Origin of the sequence: Curvibacter lanceolatus ATCC 14669 (assembly GCF_000381265.1) — a bacterium.
GTDB classification, from domain to species: Bacteria; Pseudomonadota; Gammaproteobacteria; order Burkholderiales; family Burkholderiaceae_C; genus Curvibacter; species Curvibacter lanceolatus.
This window is the reverse complement of sequence record NZ_KB906278.1, coordinates 61,934-76,231: the sequence shown is the minus strand read 5'-3', so window position 1 is coordinate 76,231 and position 14,298 is coordinate 61,934. Positions and strand designations below refer to the sequence as shown.

Genomic DNA, 14,298 nt, shown 5'->3' with positions numbered 1-14,298 from the left:
TGAGGTTGCCCCTGAAAATCGGAGTGCATAACCGGTCTTCAAGCGGCAGATTTGTGCTGCGCCGCCAACCAGCGATTTTCGTACTGCATGGGGCTCATGTAGCCCAACGTCGAATGTAGCCGGGAATGGTTGTAGAACCCGATCCACTCCAAAATCACCTGCCTTGCTTGGGCTCTGGTCGCGAACTTTCGACCATGAACACACGCCGTTTTCAAATGGCCCCACAGACTCTCAGTTGGGGCGTTGTCCCAGCAATTTCCCTTGCGACTCATCGAGCTGACAATGCCCCACTCCTTGAGTGTGGCCTGGAAGCTATCGCTGCAATATTGACTGCCCCTGTCGCTGTGAAAGATCAGGCCCTTGGCAGGTCGGCGACGCCAGCAGGCCATCAGCAATGCATCTTTGACCAGGCTCGTTTGCATGTGCGTTTGAAGGCTCCAGCCCACCACCTGACGGCTGTGCAGGTCCAGCACTGCCGCCAGGTACAACCACCCCTCGCCCGTGGCGATATACGTGATGTCTCCGCTCCATAAGCGATTTGGGGTCTGTGGATTGAACTGGCGTTGAACCAGGTCGGCCGCCACTGGCAACCGATGTTTGCTGTCGGTTGTGACAACAAATTTGCGCTTCGTCCTGGCTCGGATGCCGTGTCGGTGCATCAGCTTGCGCACCCGGTCTTTGCCGACCCTGATGCCTCTGGCCAACAACTCCTTGTGCATGCGTGGCCAGCCGTATTCGCCGTTGACCTGGGCATGGATGGCTCGCATGTGGGCGAGTAAGGCCTCGTCGCTGTGAAATCGCGTGGGCCCACCGTGGCCTCTCTTGCCAGCCCTGTCCCAGCTGAAATACCCACTGGGACTGACCTGCAAAACCTCACACATCAGCGTGATCGGCCAGCGTTGCTTCATCGAGTGAATCCAGGCGTACTTTGCAGCACATCCTGTGCAAAGTACGCCGCCGCTTTTTTTGCAATATCGCGCTCCATCTTCAGGCGAGCAACTTCAGCCTTCAACCGTGCAATCTCGGCCTGTTCGGGGCTCACCACCGCGGCAGGTTTGCCATCTGTCGACACCCCAAGCTGCCCTTTTGCGTCCGCCCGAACCCAGTTGGTCAAGCTAGCGCTGGGCATGCCCAGGGTCTTGGCCACCACTGCAGCAGGCCGTCCTGCCTTGACCTGCCTGACGGCTTCTTGCTTGAACTCCAAGGTGTACTTGGCTCTGCTCATCACTCCAGCGTTCATCTCTTCTCTCCTTTCCCGGCATTCTCCGGGCTGAGCTATGAACTCCGAAATTCGAGGGCAACCTCACTCCACATCGCTGCTGCCCTTGAGCTGGGCGCGCAGCGCGTGCCAGGGGCCGGCACCGTTGCCGCCCTTGAGCACGGCAATCGCGTCCAGGCGCGCCTGGGCGATGCTGCGGTCGCGCGGGGGTTCGAGCAGCCAGGTCTTGAGCAGGCGGCTGCCCATGCCGGTCATGCAGGTGTCCAGCAGCGAATACACGGTGGGCGAATCTTCGCCGCGCAGGGTCTTGACCAGCTCGAGGTTGCGCCGGGTGGTCACCGGCAGCTCGATCAGTTCGCCGCTGCGCTGCACGCGCAGGGCGCGCAGGTGGGGCAGGGCCCGGCCCTGGGTGTGTTCGGCGTAGTTGAGCAGGGCGGCCGCGGCGGCGTGGGCCTGCGGCAGGTCTTCGGCGTGCCAGGTGCTGAGGCTGGCCACCTGCAGCTGCTCCAGCAGCTTGCGCTGGCCCAGGGCGGCGTCAAACTGCCATTCGGGGCGCATGCTCATGGGCAGGCCGGCGGTGGCCCGGGCCTGGCGCAGGCTTTGCTCGAAGCTGGGGGTCACGTCGGCGCTGAAGATCAGCTCGCTGGGCGCGATGCGGGCCAGCCAGGCTTCCAGCTCGTCACTGGCACATTCGGCCAGGTGGATGTCGTCTTGCGTGACGCTGAGCCAGGCCAGGCCGCAGCGGTTGCGCGGTCCCTGGTGCACCGACAGCAGCACGGCATCGGCCTTGTCGCCCAGCAACTCGGCATCGGTCAGCGTGCCCGGGGTGACCACGCGCACGACCTTGCGTTCGACCGGCCCCTTGGCCGTGGCCACGTCGCCCACCTGTTCGCAGATGGCCACCGATTCGCCGTGGCGGATCAGGCGCGCCAGGTAGTTCTCCATCGAATGGAAAGGCACGCCAGCCATGACCACCGGCTGGCCGGCCGACTGGCCGCGCCGGGTCAGGGTGATGTCGAGCAGGCGGGCGGCCTTTTCGGCGTCGTCGTAGAACAGCTCATAGAAGTCGCCCATGCGGTAGAACAGCAGCGTGTCCGGGTGGTTCGCCTTGAGGGCGAAGTACTGCTGCATCATCGGGGTGTGGGCAGACAGGCCGGTGGGCTCGGGGGCGGAATCGGTTTTTTCCTTGGACATCAGTCACTCAGCAGGCAAAAGCCTTCCTTCATTGGTCTTCACGGGGTCGCGCGCGCTGGGGCCCGTTCATGGGCGGGTCGGCAGGCAGGTGCCGCTCCGCCATCGTTTTGCCTGGCGCCGGATTGCGGCGGGGGCAGGGGGCTCAGGCGGGTGCGGGGATTGTAGGAGGCCCCAGGCCTGCCGGCGGCGGCGCAGGCCAATCACCGGGCCTTGACATGGCTGACACCGGCGCGCCCTCATCATCCCTTAGCATGGGGGGTCTTCACGGAGGTGTGTGCGTGCCGGCAGTCAAAACTTGCAGGATCGACAGTAACGCCTTGTTGCATTGTCAGGCGGCCACGGCGCCGGGCCCATTGCGGGGGTGGCGATGAGGTCCGCCCCGCCCGCGCGGCCCGTCCGCACCGGCCTGTGGTGGCAGGACTTGCCGCTGTGGCGGCTGCACGCCTGGCGCCCGCTGGTGGGCGTGCTGGCCGTGTCGCTCGGCCTGGTGTGGGCGGCCGATCAGCTGCTGCTGGCCCGGCGCAGTGCGGCCGAGCGCGAGCGCATGGGCCAGGTGCTGGAGCAACTGGACAACACCTTTCAATCGCTGACCCTGCGCAGCGAGTCGGTCGGTGCCTTGACGATGCTGGGCCTGAACGAGCCCCTGCTCAAGCAACTGGTGCTGCGGGCGCGCGGTGTGCGCGCCGAAGACGCCCATGCCCGATTGAAGGTGCCACGCGAGCGCTTTGCGCTCGACAGCATCTACCTGCTGGACGCCGAGGGGCGTGTGGTGGTTCACGAGACCGAGGGGCACTCGTCGGTGGGGCGCGATCTGCAGCACCAGCCCTATGTGCAGCAGGCCCTCAAGGGCGTGGTCAGCGCCTATGCTGCGGTGGGGCTCAGCACGCCCGAGCGCTGGGTGTACCTGTCGGCGCCCATCTATCAAGGCGGCGATGCCAGCAGCCCGGTGATCGGGAGTGTGCTGTTTCGCATGCCGTTCCAGAAGGCCGACGATGCCCTGGCTTTCAGCGGACAGGATGCCGTGCTGCTGACGCCCGACGGTGTGGCTTTTGCGGCCACCCGCCCCGAGTGGGTGTTTGCGCTGGCCGGCAGCGTGACCCAGCAGCGCGTGCAGGCCCTGCCCGGGCGGGAGCAGTTCGGGCGGCAGTTTGCCAATGGCGTGGCCTCGCGGCTGCCCTTTGACGTGCAGCGCGATGGCGCCGAGTTCGAGGGCCGGGCCCACCTGCTGGCCCACCGGGCCCTGGAATGGAACGACCCGGCCGGCCCCTGGCAATTGCTGATGCTGCAGTCGGTGGATGCGCTGGCCAGCCCGGTGGAGCGCATCGCGCAGGCCTTGAGCCTGTGGCTGGTCTTGATGGCCGGTGGCGTGGCCGGCCTGATGGCCTGGCAGCAGCGCGCGCGCACCCGGGCCACCCGGGCCCGTTTCCACATCCTGGGCACGGCGCTGGAGGTGAGCCCGGTGTCGGTGATCGTCACCGACCTGACGGGGCAGATCATGTGGGTGAACCCGCAATTCCAGCGCAACTCCGGCTATTCGCTGGCCGAGGTGGTGGGCAAGAAGCCCTCGTTGCTGTCCAGCGGTATGACCTCGGTGGCCACTTACCACGACATGTGGGCCAGCCTGTTGGCGGGCAAGCCCTGGAGCGGCCAGTTCATCAACCAGCGCCGCGACGGGTCGATCTACCACGACCAGGCCTCGCTGTCGCCGGTGGTGGATGACGACGGCCGCTGCATCGGCTTTGTCGGCCTGCATGAGGACATCACCGAGCGCATGCGCGAGCGCGAGGAGCTGGCGCGCCGCGAACGGCGTCTCAATGCCTTGCTGGACCAGCAAAAGGCCATCTTCGACAACGCACCGCCCATCGTGCTGGCCAGCAGCGGCAAGCTGGCCGAATTCAATCCGGCCTTTGTGGCCATGATGAAGTCCTCTGCGGAGGTGCTGCGCGACGTTGCCGTGCACACCGTGTTCGGGGGGCGCGAGCCTTACCAGGCCTTTCTGGCCAAGGTCCGCGAATCCTGGAGCCGGAACGAGCCGGTGCGCATCGACTGGAGTCTGCGCCGCGGCGACGAATCGTTTGATGTGCGCATCTCGGGCCGCCGCGTGCAGATGGAGGGCCACGAGGCGGCCTCGATCTGGGTCATCGAGGATCTGACGGATGCCCAGCGCGCCGAGAAGGCCTTGCACGAGGCCCATGACCGTCTCGAGATCGCCCAGGATGCGGGCCGCATCGGCATTTTTGACATCCATCTGCGCGAGCCACAGGCGTTCTGGAGCCGCCAGTTGCTCGACATCTACGGCCTGGACGACTCGCCGGGCTATGTCAGCCGGGACCGCTGGGCCTCCTTGCTGCACCCGGATGACGCGGCCCAGGCCGTGGCCCAGTTCCAGGAGGCCCTGGCCAGCGATGCCTCCCAGTACCGCAACTCCTGGCGCATCCGCCGCCCCGACGGTGAGGACCGCTGGGTGCTCAACGCAGGCCGCATCATGCGCAACGAGCAGGGCGTGCCCGAGCGCGTGGTGGGGGTGATCGTCGACATCCACGACCAAAAGCTGCTGGAGGCCCGGGTGGCCGAGCAACTGGTGTTCCAGGAGGTGTTGGTGGACACCATCCCGGTGCCGCTGTTCTACAAGGGTGCGGACGGCCGCTACCTGGGCTTCAACCGGGCCTACGAGCAGGCCTTCGGCGTGCGCCGGCAGGATCTGATCGGCAAGACGGTGCTCGATCTGGGCTACCTGTCCCAGGCCCACCGCGATCTCTTCGACGGCATGGCCCGACGGGTGCTGCAAGGGGAGTTGGGCGAGCAGTTGTCGCTGCGCCTGCAGTATGCCGACGGGGCCTGGCACGACGTGCTGTTCTGGGTGCGTGGGTTTCAGCGCGGGGACGGAACACCCGGCGGCCTGATCGGCACTTTTGTCGACATCACCGACCAGAAGCGCGCCCAGCAGGAGCTGGTGCGGGCCAAGGAACTGGCCGAGGAGGCGACCGAACTCAAGAGCCATTTCCTGGCCAACATGAGCCACGAGATCCGCACGCCCATGAACGCCATCATCGGCATGGCGCATCTGGCCTTGCGCTCGGGGCTCACGCAGCAGCAGCGCGCCTATGTCGACAAGATCCAGCAGGCAGGCCAGCACCTGCTGGGGGTGATCAACGACATTCTGGATGTGTCCAAGATCGAAGCCGGCCGCCTGGGGCTGGAGAGCACACCCTTTCAACTCGACAAGGTGCTCGAGAACGTGGCCGATGTGGTGGCGCACAAGGCCACCGAAAAGGGGCTGGAGCTGATCTGCGATGTGGCCCCCGATGTGCCGGACAGCCTGATCGGCGACCCGCTGCGCCTGGGCCAGATCCTGATCAACTACCTCAACAACGCGATCAAGTTCACCGAGCAGGGCGAGATCGAGATCGTGGTGCGCCGGGTGGCCGGGCCAGAAGATTCGAGCGGTCCGGCAATCACGTTGCGCTTTGAAGTGCGCGACACCGGCATCGGCCTGAACGAGGGCCAGATCGGGCGTCTGTTCCAGAGCTTCCAGCAGGCCGATGCCTCGACCACCCGCCGCTATGGTGGCACGGGCCTGGGCCTGTCGATCTGCAAGAGCCTGGCCCAGTTGATGGGGGGCGAGGTGGGCGTGCAAAGCCAGCCCGGTCAGGGCTCGGTGTTCTGGTTCACGGCCCAGTTGCAGGTCGGGCCGGGCGTGCCCCGCACCCTGCTGCCCGACCCCGACCTGCGGGGCCGTCGGGCGCTGGTGGTGGACGACAACCAGCACGCGGCGGCGGTGCTGGCCGATCTGCTCAAGGGCATGAGTTTCGAGGTCTCGGTGGCCCATTCCGGGCAGGAGGCCCTGGCCGCGCTGGGCGAGGCCGCCCGGGAGAACCGACCGGTGGAGGTGCTGGTGCTCGATTGGCAGATGCCCGGCATGGATGGCCTGGAGGTGGCGCGCCGTCTGCCCGACTTGAACCTGCCCCTGCTGCCCTGGTCGGTGATGGTGACTGGCTTTGGCCGTGACGAGTTGCTGGAAAGCGCCCGCACGCTGGGCGTGGGCGAGGTGCTGGTCAAGCCGGTCAATGCGTCGCAGATGTTCGACGCGCTGATGCGCCTGATGGGCCAGCCCCATGCGCGGCCCGAGGCCGAGCTGCCCCCTGGCAGTTCCCCGCTGGAGGCCTTGACCCCCTTGCGTGGGGCCCGGCTGCTGGTGGTGGAGGACAACGAGCTCAATCAGCAGGTGGCCGCCGAGTTGCTCAGCGATGCCGGCTTCGTGGTCGAATTGGCCGGCAACGGCCAGCAGGCCCTGGCCAAGCTGCGTCAGCAGCCGGTGGACCTGGTGCTGATGGACATGCAGATGCCGGTCATGGACGGCCTGGAGGCCACCCGGGCGATCCGCGCCCAGCCCGACACGCGGCACCTGCCGGTGATTGCCATGACCGCCAATGCCATGGCCGCCGACCGTGAGCTGTGCCTGGCCGCGGGCATGAACGACCACCTGGCCAAGCCCGTCAACCCCGATGACCTGTGGCGTTTGCTGGCCCGCTGGCTCAAACCGACAGGCCGTCAATCGGGGCCCTTGCCGGTGCGTGAGGGCGATGCCATCCCGGTCAGCCTGCCCACTGAGATTGCGGGCCTGGATGTCAGCCTGGGCCTGAAACGGGTGATGGGCAAGCGCAGCCTGTACCGCTCGATGCTGGGCCGCTTCGTGGCCGGGCAGCAGGCCACCCTGAGCGAATTGCCGCAGGCCCTGGCGGCCCAGGACTGGCCGCTGGCTGAGCGATTGGCGCACAACCTCAAGGGGCTGGCTGGCAACCTCGGTGCCAGCATCCTGCAACAACAGGCCGCCGAGCTGGAGGCCGCGATCGGACGGCGCGAGAAATCCGAGCCGCTCAAACGCCTCTGCGAAGCGGCCTTGCTGGCCCTGGCCGCCTTGTTGGCCGATCTGCAGGCCTGGCTGGCGGCCCAGGCGAGCCCCTTGCCGGCCGAACCTCTGGCCGCGGCGCCACAGGCGCTGGAGGGAGTGGTGCTGGGCTTGCTGCAGCACCTGCGCACGTTGTTTGTCGACAACGACTCGGCCGCGCTGGAGGTGGTGAAAGAAAATGCCGCTATGCTGCGTCTTGCCTTGGGGGATGCATTTCTTGCCGTTGAGCAGAAAACGCTTGCGTTTGAATTTGAGCAGGCAATTGAAGCTTTGGATGCCATCCTCCCGGCCACGACCCAGTCCGCCTGATGGTGCAGACGCGGGCCTTTTTACAGGGTGAATCTGATGGCCGCTGTTCCCGTGTCTGCTGAAGTGTCCTTGATGGTCGACAAGCCGATCGCCACCGTGCTGGTGGTGGACGATCTGGCCGACAACCTCAGCCTGATGAGCTCGCTGCTCAAAGACCATTACCGGGTGAAAGTGGCCAACCAGGGCGAAAAGGGCTTGCGCATCGCCGCCCAGATGCCGACCCCGGACCTGATCCTGCTCGACATCATGATGCCCGGCATGGATGGCTACGAGGTGTGCCGCCGGCTCAAGGCCGACCCGGCCACGCGCGACATTCCGGTGATCTTTCTGACGGCCCGTGCCGATGTGGCCGACGAGGCCCTGGGCCTGGCGTTGGGCGCGGTGGACTACATCACCAAGCCGATCAGCCCGCCGATTCTGCTGGCCCGGGTGCAGACGCATCTGGCGCTGAAAGCCACGGCCGACTTTTTGCGCAGCAAGAGCGACTACCTGCAGCAGGAGGTGGCCTTGCGCACGCTGGAGGTGCAGGCCATCCAGGATGTGACCATCATGGTGATGGCGTCCCTGGCCGAAACCCGCGACAGCGAGACGGGCAACCACATCCGGCGCACCCAGTTGTATGTGAAGGCCCTGGCAGAGCGCCTGCGTGAGCACCCGCGCTTCGAGGCCGTGCTCAGCGAGCGCAACATCGAGCTGCTGTACAAATCGGCACCCTTGCACGACATCGGCAAGGTGGGCATTCCGGACGCCATCCTGCTCAAGCCCGGCAAGCTCACGGTGGAAGAGTTCGAGGTGATGAAGCGCCACCCCGAGATCGGGCGCGATGCCATCGAGGAGGCCGAGCGGCGCCTGGGCATCAAGGTGAAATTTCTGACCTTCGCCAAAGAGATTGCCTACAGCCACCAGGAGAAGTGGGACGGCTCAGGCTACCCAGAGGGCCTGGCTGGAGACGCCATTCCCGTGTCGGCCCGCCTGATGGCCGTGGCCGACGTCTATGACGCGCTGATCAGCAAGCGGGTCTACAAGCCTGCGTTCTCGCATGAGCAGGCCTGCCAGATCGTGGTGCAGGGCCGAGGCCAGCACTTTGATCCGGACATCGTCGACGCCTTCATCGAGATCGCCGACGATTTCCGCACCATCGCGCTGCGCTACGCCGACTGAGCGGCGTCAGCGTCCAGCCACCGGTTCAGGCTTTTTCAGAACGGGGCGTCGCCCTGCGCTGCGCCAGGGGCGGCATCGTCGGCCGGGGCGTCGCCGGCGTCGGCTTCGCTGCTGTCGGTGGCGGCGCTGTCCTGGCCTAGGGCCTGGCGCACGGCCGCCTTTTCACCAGCGCCGGCAAACTTGCTGTACTTGCCCAGGATGGTGACCAACTGGCCGTAGATGCGCGGGTTGCCGGCCAGGCATTCCTTTTGTTCCAGGAAGTCGGCTTCACCGGTGAAATTGCCGATCAGGCCACCGGCTTCGGTCACCAGCAGCGAGCCCGCAGCGATGTCCCAGGGCGACAGCCCGGTTTCGAAGAAGCCGTCGCAGAAACCGGCGGCCACATAGGCCAGGTCCAGGGCGGCGGCGCCAGGGCGGCGCAGGCCGGCGGTGCGGGGCATGATGTCGGCCATCATGGCCAGGTAGGCCTTGAAGTTGTCGCCCGGGCGGAAGGGGAAGCCGGTGGAGATCAGCGACTCACCCAGGCGGGTGCGCTTGCTCACACGGATGCGGCGTTCGTTCAGGTAGGCGCCACGGCCCTTGGTGGCGGTGAACAGGTCGTTGCGGCTGGGGTCGTAGATGACCGCTTGTTCGATCTTGCCGCGCACGGCCAGCGCGATGCTGACGCAGTACACGGGGAAGCCGTGGATGAAGTTGGTGGTGCCGTCGAGCGGATCGATGATCCAGACGAATTCAGAGTCTTTGGCGCCGTGCGCCTGACCCGATTCCTCGGCCAGGATGCCGTGGCCCGGGTAGGCCGTGAGAAGGGTCTCGATGATGATGTTCTCGGCCGCCTGATCGACTTCCGTCACAAAGTCATTCACCTGCTTTTGCGAGATGCGCACGGATTCGACATCGAGTGCCGCGCGGTTGATGATGGCGCCAGCGGCGCGTGCGGCCTTGATGGCCACGTTGAGCATGGGGTGCAGGTTGGATGACATAGATTGTGAGGAAGAGCGTGAGCGGCCCGCCTGCGCCGCATGGGCGACATTCGCAGCCTGGGCTGCGGGGCGGGAACTGGGCCTCACCGGCGATGCGGGAGGCGACAATAGCGGCATTTTACCCGCCGTTGCTCCCCGCACGCCAGCCCCCTGTCCCAGAGACCCTGTGCCCAGCCCATGAAAACCCGATTTGTCCTGATCCAGACCAGCCACGCCGGCAACGTGGGCGCCGCTGCCCGTGCCCTGAAAGTGATGGGGTTTGATGACCTGGTGCTGGTGGCGCCGCGCTGGCCCGATGTGCTGCAGCGTGAAGAGACCATCCAACGCGCCAGCGGCGCAGAAGACGTGCTGAGCCGGGCCCGTGTGGTGCAGACCCTGGACGAGGCCCTGGACGGCATCACCCACCTGTGTGCCACCGCCATGACGCCGCGCGACTTCGGCCCGCCGCTCAAGGCGCCGCGCCCGCATTTCGCCGAGCTGGCGCAGGACCCGTCGCAGGCGGTGGCCTTTCTGTTCGGCTCAGAGCGCTTCGGCATGCACAACGACGACGTCTACCGCTGCCACACCTGCCTGAGCATTCCGACGAACCCGGATTTCGGCTCGCTGAACCTGGGCGCGGCCATCCAGGTGATCGCCTATGAATGGCGCCAGGCCCTGGGCGGTTTTGCGCTGCAATCGGCCACCGCACCGGTGCGCCCGGCCGATGCGCAGCAGGTGGCCGGCATGCTGGGGCACTGGGAGCGGGCGCTGGTCGACATCGGTTTTCTGGACCCGGCCGCGCCCAAGAAGCTGATGCCGCGCCTGAACCAGCTTTTCAACCGCGCCGACCTGACCCAGGAGGAAATCCACATCCTCAGAGGTGTTGCCAAGGCCATGATCGAAACCGCCGCCCGCAGCAGCCGATAGACTGTCAGCTCATATCGATTCAACCCCAAGTCATGTTTTCCCGCCTCCGATCCGACATCCAGTGCATTCTTGACCGCGATCCTGCCGCGCGCAGCACCTGGGAGGTGATCACCTGTTACCCGGGCCTGCATGCCGTGGTCTTGCACCGGCCAGCCCACTGGTGCTGGACGCATGGCCTCAAGTGGCTGGGGCGCTTCATCTCGCACGTGGCGCGGTTTCTGACCGGCATCGAGATCCACCCCGGCGCCAAACTGGGGCAGCGGGTGTTCTTCGACCATGCCATGGGCGTGGTGGTGGGCGAGACCGCCGAAATCGGCGACGGCTGCACCATCTACCAGGGCGTGACCCTGGGCGGCACCTCGCTGTACAAGGGCGCCAAGCGCCACCCCACCCTGGGCAAGGATGTGGTGGTGAGTGCCGGCGCCAAGGTGCTGGGCGGCTTTGTGGTGGGGGACGGCGCCAAGATCGGCAGCAATGCCGTGGTCATCAAGCCGGTGCCGCCCGGGGCCACGGCGGTGGGCATCCCGGCCCGCATCATCCCGTCCAAGGACGGGGCCAGTGCCGACGCCAGTGCCGACACACCACCCGAGCGCGCCAAGTTCTCGGCCTATGGCGTCACGCTGGAGGACGACCCGGTGAGCCAGGCGCTCAAGGGCCTGATCACCAGCGCCTCGTCGCAAGAGCACCAGATCGCCCTGCTGTGGCAGGCGATCGAAAAGCTCAGCAGCCGCCCCGCTGCGGGCGACTGCGTGCCGCAGGACGCGCAGCGCAGCGAGTGCTTCGAGGCGGCCAAGCTCAACGACCTGGTCGGCAAGTAAGCCTGGGGCTGGCACGGTCACCCCAAAGAAAAAGCGACCCTCGGGTCGCTTTTTTGCGGGCGCGGCAGGTTCAGGTCGGACGCGGTGGGCGTTGTGCCGTCTTCGGGCGGAAGGCCTTGCAGACCTCGTCGCGGGTTTCCAGGTAGGGGCCGCCGATCAGGTCGATGCAGTAGGGCACGGCGGCAAAGATGCCGGGCACCCCGGCGCTGCCATCGGAGGCCTTGAGGCCTTCCAGGGTTTCCTGGATGGCCTTGGGCTGGCCTGGCAGGTTGATGATCAGGCTCTGGTGCCGGATCACCGCCACCTGACGCGACAGGATGGCCGTGGGCACAAAGCGCAGGCTGATCTGGCGCATCTGCTCGCCAAAGCCCGGCATCTCCTTGTGGGCCACGGCCAGCGTGGCTTCGGGGGTGACGTCGCGCAGCGCCGGGCCGGTGCCGCCGGTGGTCAGCACCAGATCGCAGCGGGCCACGTCGACCAGGGCCGTCAGTGTGGCGCTGATGGTGGCCTGCTCGTCCGGGATGAGCCGCGGCTCGAACTCGATCGGGTTCAGCAGGGCCCGGCTCAGCCAGTCTTGCAGGGCGGGCAGACCCTTGTCCTCGTAGACGCCGCTGGAGGCGCGGTCGCTGATCGAGACGATGCCGATGCGCACCGGCTCGGGCGGGGGCAGGGTGCTGGCACCCTGGGCTTCAGTCGTCGTGCTCATCGGCGGCGTCGGCTTCTTCGGCCTCGAAGGCCTCGGGGTTCAGGTGGCGCCGGACCAGGCGGAACAGCTCGCGGTAGGCGCGGCTCTGGCGCGGGGCCAGGCCTTGCGACACGGCGGCCTTGTCGGCCGGTGGCGCATCTTTGCGGGCCTGGCGGATCAGGGCGCGCAGCTGCTGGGTGTCGGTGTCGGGATGTTGGTCCATCCAGACGCCCAGCGCCTCTTCGGTGCCGATCAGGCGGTCGCGCCATTGCTCGGCCAGGTGCAGGGCGGCCGTGTCGGCCGCCGAGCCCTTGCGTTGCACTTCAAGCGCCGTCTTGACGGCTTCGACCGTGGGTTCGTCGAGCAGGCGCATCAGCTTGCCAACGAACTGCATCTGGCGCCGTTTGCCTTCGAAGTTGGTGATGCGCTTGGCCTCGGCCAGGGCATCGACCAGCTTGTCGGACAGCGGCAGCTTTTCCATCAGGTCGGCGCGCAGCGTGAGCAGGTCTTCACCCAGCTTTTGCAGTGCGGTGCTTTCGCGTTTGAGATCGGTTTTGCTGGCTTCATCGGTGCCTTTCAGCTCAGCTTTGAGCTGGAGGTCCAGCTCGCTGCCTTCGGCAACGAACTGGCCACGGACGTAGTAGCCTTTTTTGGGTTTGCGTGACATGTTGGGGGTATCCGGGGTGAGGGCCACAGGGGACCCTGAGCGGCAAGTATCATAGCCTCCGCTATGAAGAAACCCCAGACACCGGCCGCCAGCGGCTTCAGCTACTCCCGTGAAACCTTTGAACACCTGGTGGACACCGCCTTGGCGCATGCGCTCAAGCTCGGTGCCACCGACGCTGGCGCGGAGGCCTCCGAGGGCTGCGGGCTCAGCGTGAGCGTGCGCAAGGGCGAGCTTGAAAACGTCGAACGCAACCGCGACAAGTCGCTGGGGGTGACCGTGTACCTGGGGCACCGCCGTGGCAATGCCAGCACCTCCGATTTCTCGGAAGGGGCCATTCTGCAGACCGTGCAGGCCGCCTACGACATTGCCCGCTTCACCGCCGAAGACCCTTGCGCCGGCTTGCCGGACGAGGCCGACATTGCCACCGCCCAGCCCGAACTGGACCTGTTCCACCCCTGGGCGCTGAATGCCGAGCAGGCCGTCAGCCTGGCCCAGGCCTGCGAAGCCGCCGCCCTGGCCACCAGCCGGCGCATCACCAACAGCGAGGGGGCGGGCGTGTCGGCCCAGCAGTCGCATTTCTTCAGCGCCCACACCCACGGTTTTCGCGGCGGCTATGCCAGCTCGCGCCACAGCCTGTCGGTGGCGCCGATCGCATCGCTGCCCGGCAAGAACGCCGACATGCAGCGCGACGCCTGGTACAGCTCGCAGCGCTGCGCCGACGATCTGGCCAGCCCCGAGGCGGTGGGGCGCTATGCGGCCCAGCGTGCGCTGAGCCGCCTCAAGTCGCGCAAGATTGCCACCACCCAGTGCCCGGTGCTGTTCGAGTCGCCCCTGGCCGCCGGCCTGCTGGGCAGCTTCACGCAGGCTGTGAGCGGCGGCGCGCTGTACCGCAAAAGCACGTTCTTGCTCGACTCGCTGGGCAAGAAGGTGTTCCCCAAGCACATCGATGTGCTGGAAGACCCCTTTGTGCTGCGCGGCAAGGGCAGCTCGCCCTTCGATGAGGAGGGCGTGAAGGTCAGTGCCCGCAAGGTGGTGGACGCCGGCCGCGTGGAGGGTTACTTTTTGACCAGCTACTCGGCGCGCAAGCTGGGCCTGCGCACCACGGGCCATGCAGGGGGCTCGCACAACCTGACGCTGCGCTCGCGCCTGACCCGGGCTGGTGACGATCTGGACGCCATGCTGCAGAAGCTGGGCACCGGCCTGTTCGTGACCGAGCTGATGGGCCAGGGCGTGAACTACGTGACGGGCGATTATTCGCGCGGCGCCAGCGGCTTCTGGGTCGAGAACGGCCGCATCGCCTTCCCGGTGCATGAGATCACCATCGCGGGCAACCTCAAGGACATGTTCAAGGGCATCGAGGCCATCGGGGCCGATGCGTACACCTATGGCGCCAAGACCGTGGGTTCGGTGCTGATCAACCGCATGAAGATCGCCGGCAGCTGAGCCGCCA

At 66.5% G+C, this 14,298-nt stretch carries 9 protein-coding genes and 1 pseudogene; 5 read left to right on the top strand and 5 right to left on the bottom strand.

Annotated features, from left to right (window positions below; genetic code table 11):
* Positions 1-38 precede the first annotated feature (38 nt).
* Positions 39-1,225 (bottom strand): IS3 family transposase gene (locus F624_RS0127540; RefSeq protein ID WP_425387338.1). Its coding sequence is split into 2 segments (ribosomal slippage): positions 39-970 and positions 970-1,225, totalling 1,188 coding nucleotides; the frame shifts between segments, so codons are not numbered across the junction.
* An 81-nt stretch (positions 1,226-1,306) separates the two neighbouring features.
* Positions 1,307-2,413, bottom strand: a pseudogene (locus F624_RS0127530) (MutS N-terminal domain-containing protein); the annotation flags it as partial.
* 367 nt (positions 2,414-2,780) lie between these two features.
* On the opposite strand from F624_RS0127530, the gene F624_RS0127525 reads away from it, so the two are divergent.
* Positions 2,781-7,631 carry a PAS domain S-box protein gene (locus F624_RS0127525; protein ID WP_019577613.1) on the top strand — a complete coding sequence of 1,617 codons (4,851 nt, stop codon included), beginning with the start codon at positions 2,781-2,783 and terminating at the stop codon, positions 7,629-7,631.
* Between the two features lie 36 nt (positions 7,632-7,667).
* Positions 7,668-8,792: a response regulator gene (locus F624_RS0127520; RefSeq protein WP_019577612.1), complete on the top strand. Its 1,125-nt coding sequence runs from the start codon at positions 7,668-7,670 to the stop codon at positions 8,790-8,792.
* Positions 8,793-8,827: 35 nt separating this feature from the next.
* On the opposite strand, the gene F624_RS0127515 is transcribed toward F624_RS0127520, so the two are convergent.
* Positions 8,828-9,772 (bottom strand): inositol monophosphatase family protein, encoded by a 945-nt coding sequence (locus F624_RS0127515; RefSeq protein WP_019577611.1) that lies wholly within the window; start codon positions 9,770-9,772, stop codon positions 8,828-8,830.
* A 177-nt stretch (positions 9,773-9,949) separates the two neighbouring features.
* On the opposite strand from F624_RS0127515, the gene F624_RS0127510 reads away from it, so the two are divergent.
* Together F624_RS0127510 and cysE are read left to right on the top strand one after the other, a co-directional pair.
* Positions 9,950-10,678 carry an RNA methyltransferase gene (locus tag F624_RS0127510; protein ID WP_019577610.1) on the top strand — a complete coding sequence of 243 codons (729 nt, stop codon included), beginning with the start codon at positions 9,950-9,952 and terminating at the stop codon, positions 10,676-10,678.
* A 32-nt stretch (positions 10,679-10,710) separates the two neighbouring features.
* Positions 10,711-11,496: a serine O-acetyltransferase gene (cysE, locus tag F624_RS0127505; protein WP_019577609.1), complete on the top strand. Its 786-nt coding sequence runs from the start codon at positions 10,711-10,713 to the stop codon at positions 11,494-11,496.
* A 70-nt stretch (positions 11,497-11,566) separates the two neighbouring features.
* Here cysE and mog read toward each other — a convergent pair whose 3' ends face one another.
* Both mog and yjgA read right to left on the bottom strand, forming a co-directional pair.
* Positions 11,567-12,202 (bottom strand): molybdopterin adenylyltransferase, encoded by a 636-nt coding sequence (gene mog / locus F624_RS0127500; protein WP_019577608.1) that lies wholly within the window; start codon positions 12,200-12,202, stop codon positions 11,567-11,569.
* A complete protein-coding gene (gene yjgA, locus F624_RS0127495; RefSeq protein ID WP_031256487.1) occupies positions 12,186-12,848 on the bottom strand; it encodes a ribosome biogenesis factor YjgA in 663 nt (220 codons plus the stop codon). Before yjgA ends, mog begins: the two co-directional genes overlap by 17 nt.
* Positions 12,849-12,911: 63 nt before the next feature.
* Here yjgA and pmbA point away from each other — a divergent pair, with 63 nt between their 5' ends.
* Positions 12,912-14,291, top strand: coding sequence for a metalloprotease PmbA (pmbA, locus tag F624_RS0127490; protein ID WP_019577606.1), 1,380 nt, complete (start codon positions 12,912-12,914; stop codon positions 14,289-14,291).
* Positions 14,292-14,298 lie beyond the last annotated feature (7 nt).

Excerpts from the sequence above, each read along its gene's own strand:
- F624_RS0127525 (WP_019577613.1), top strand. The coding sequence starts at position 2,781 with ATGAGGTCCGCCCCGCCCGCGCGGCCCGTCCGCACCGGCCTGTGGTGG.
- F624_RS0127520 (WP_019577612.1), top strand. The coding sequence starts at position 7,668 with ATGGCCGCTGTTCCCGTGTCTGCTGAAGTGTCCTTGATGGTCGACAAG.
- F624_RS0127515 (WP_019577611.1), bottom strand. The coding sequence starts at position 9,772 with ATGTCATCCAACCTGCACCCCATGCTCAACGTGGCCATCAAGGCCGCA.
- F624_RS0127510 (WP_019577610.1), top strand. The coding sequence starts at position 9,950 with ATGAAAACCCGATTTGTCCTGATCCAGACCAGCCACGCCGGCAACGTG.
- cysE (WP_019577609.1), top strand. The coding sequence starts at position 10,711 with ATGTTTTCCCGCCTCCGATCCGACATCCAGTGCATTCTTGACCGCGAT.
- mog (WP_019577608.1), bottom strand. The coding sequence starts at position 12,202 with ATGAGCACGACGACTGAAGCCCAGGGTGCCAGCACCCTGCCCCCGCCC.
- yjgA (WP_031256487.1), bottom strand. The coding sequence starts at position 12,848 with ATGTCACGCAAACCCAAAAAAGGCTACTACGTCCGTGGCCAGTTCGTT.
- pmbA (WP_019577606.1), top strand. The coding sequence starts at position 12,912 with ATGAAGAAACCCCAGACACCGGCCGCCAGCGGCTTCAGCTACTCCCGT.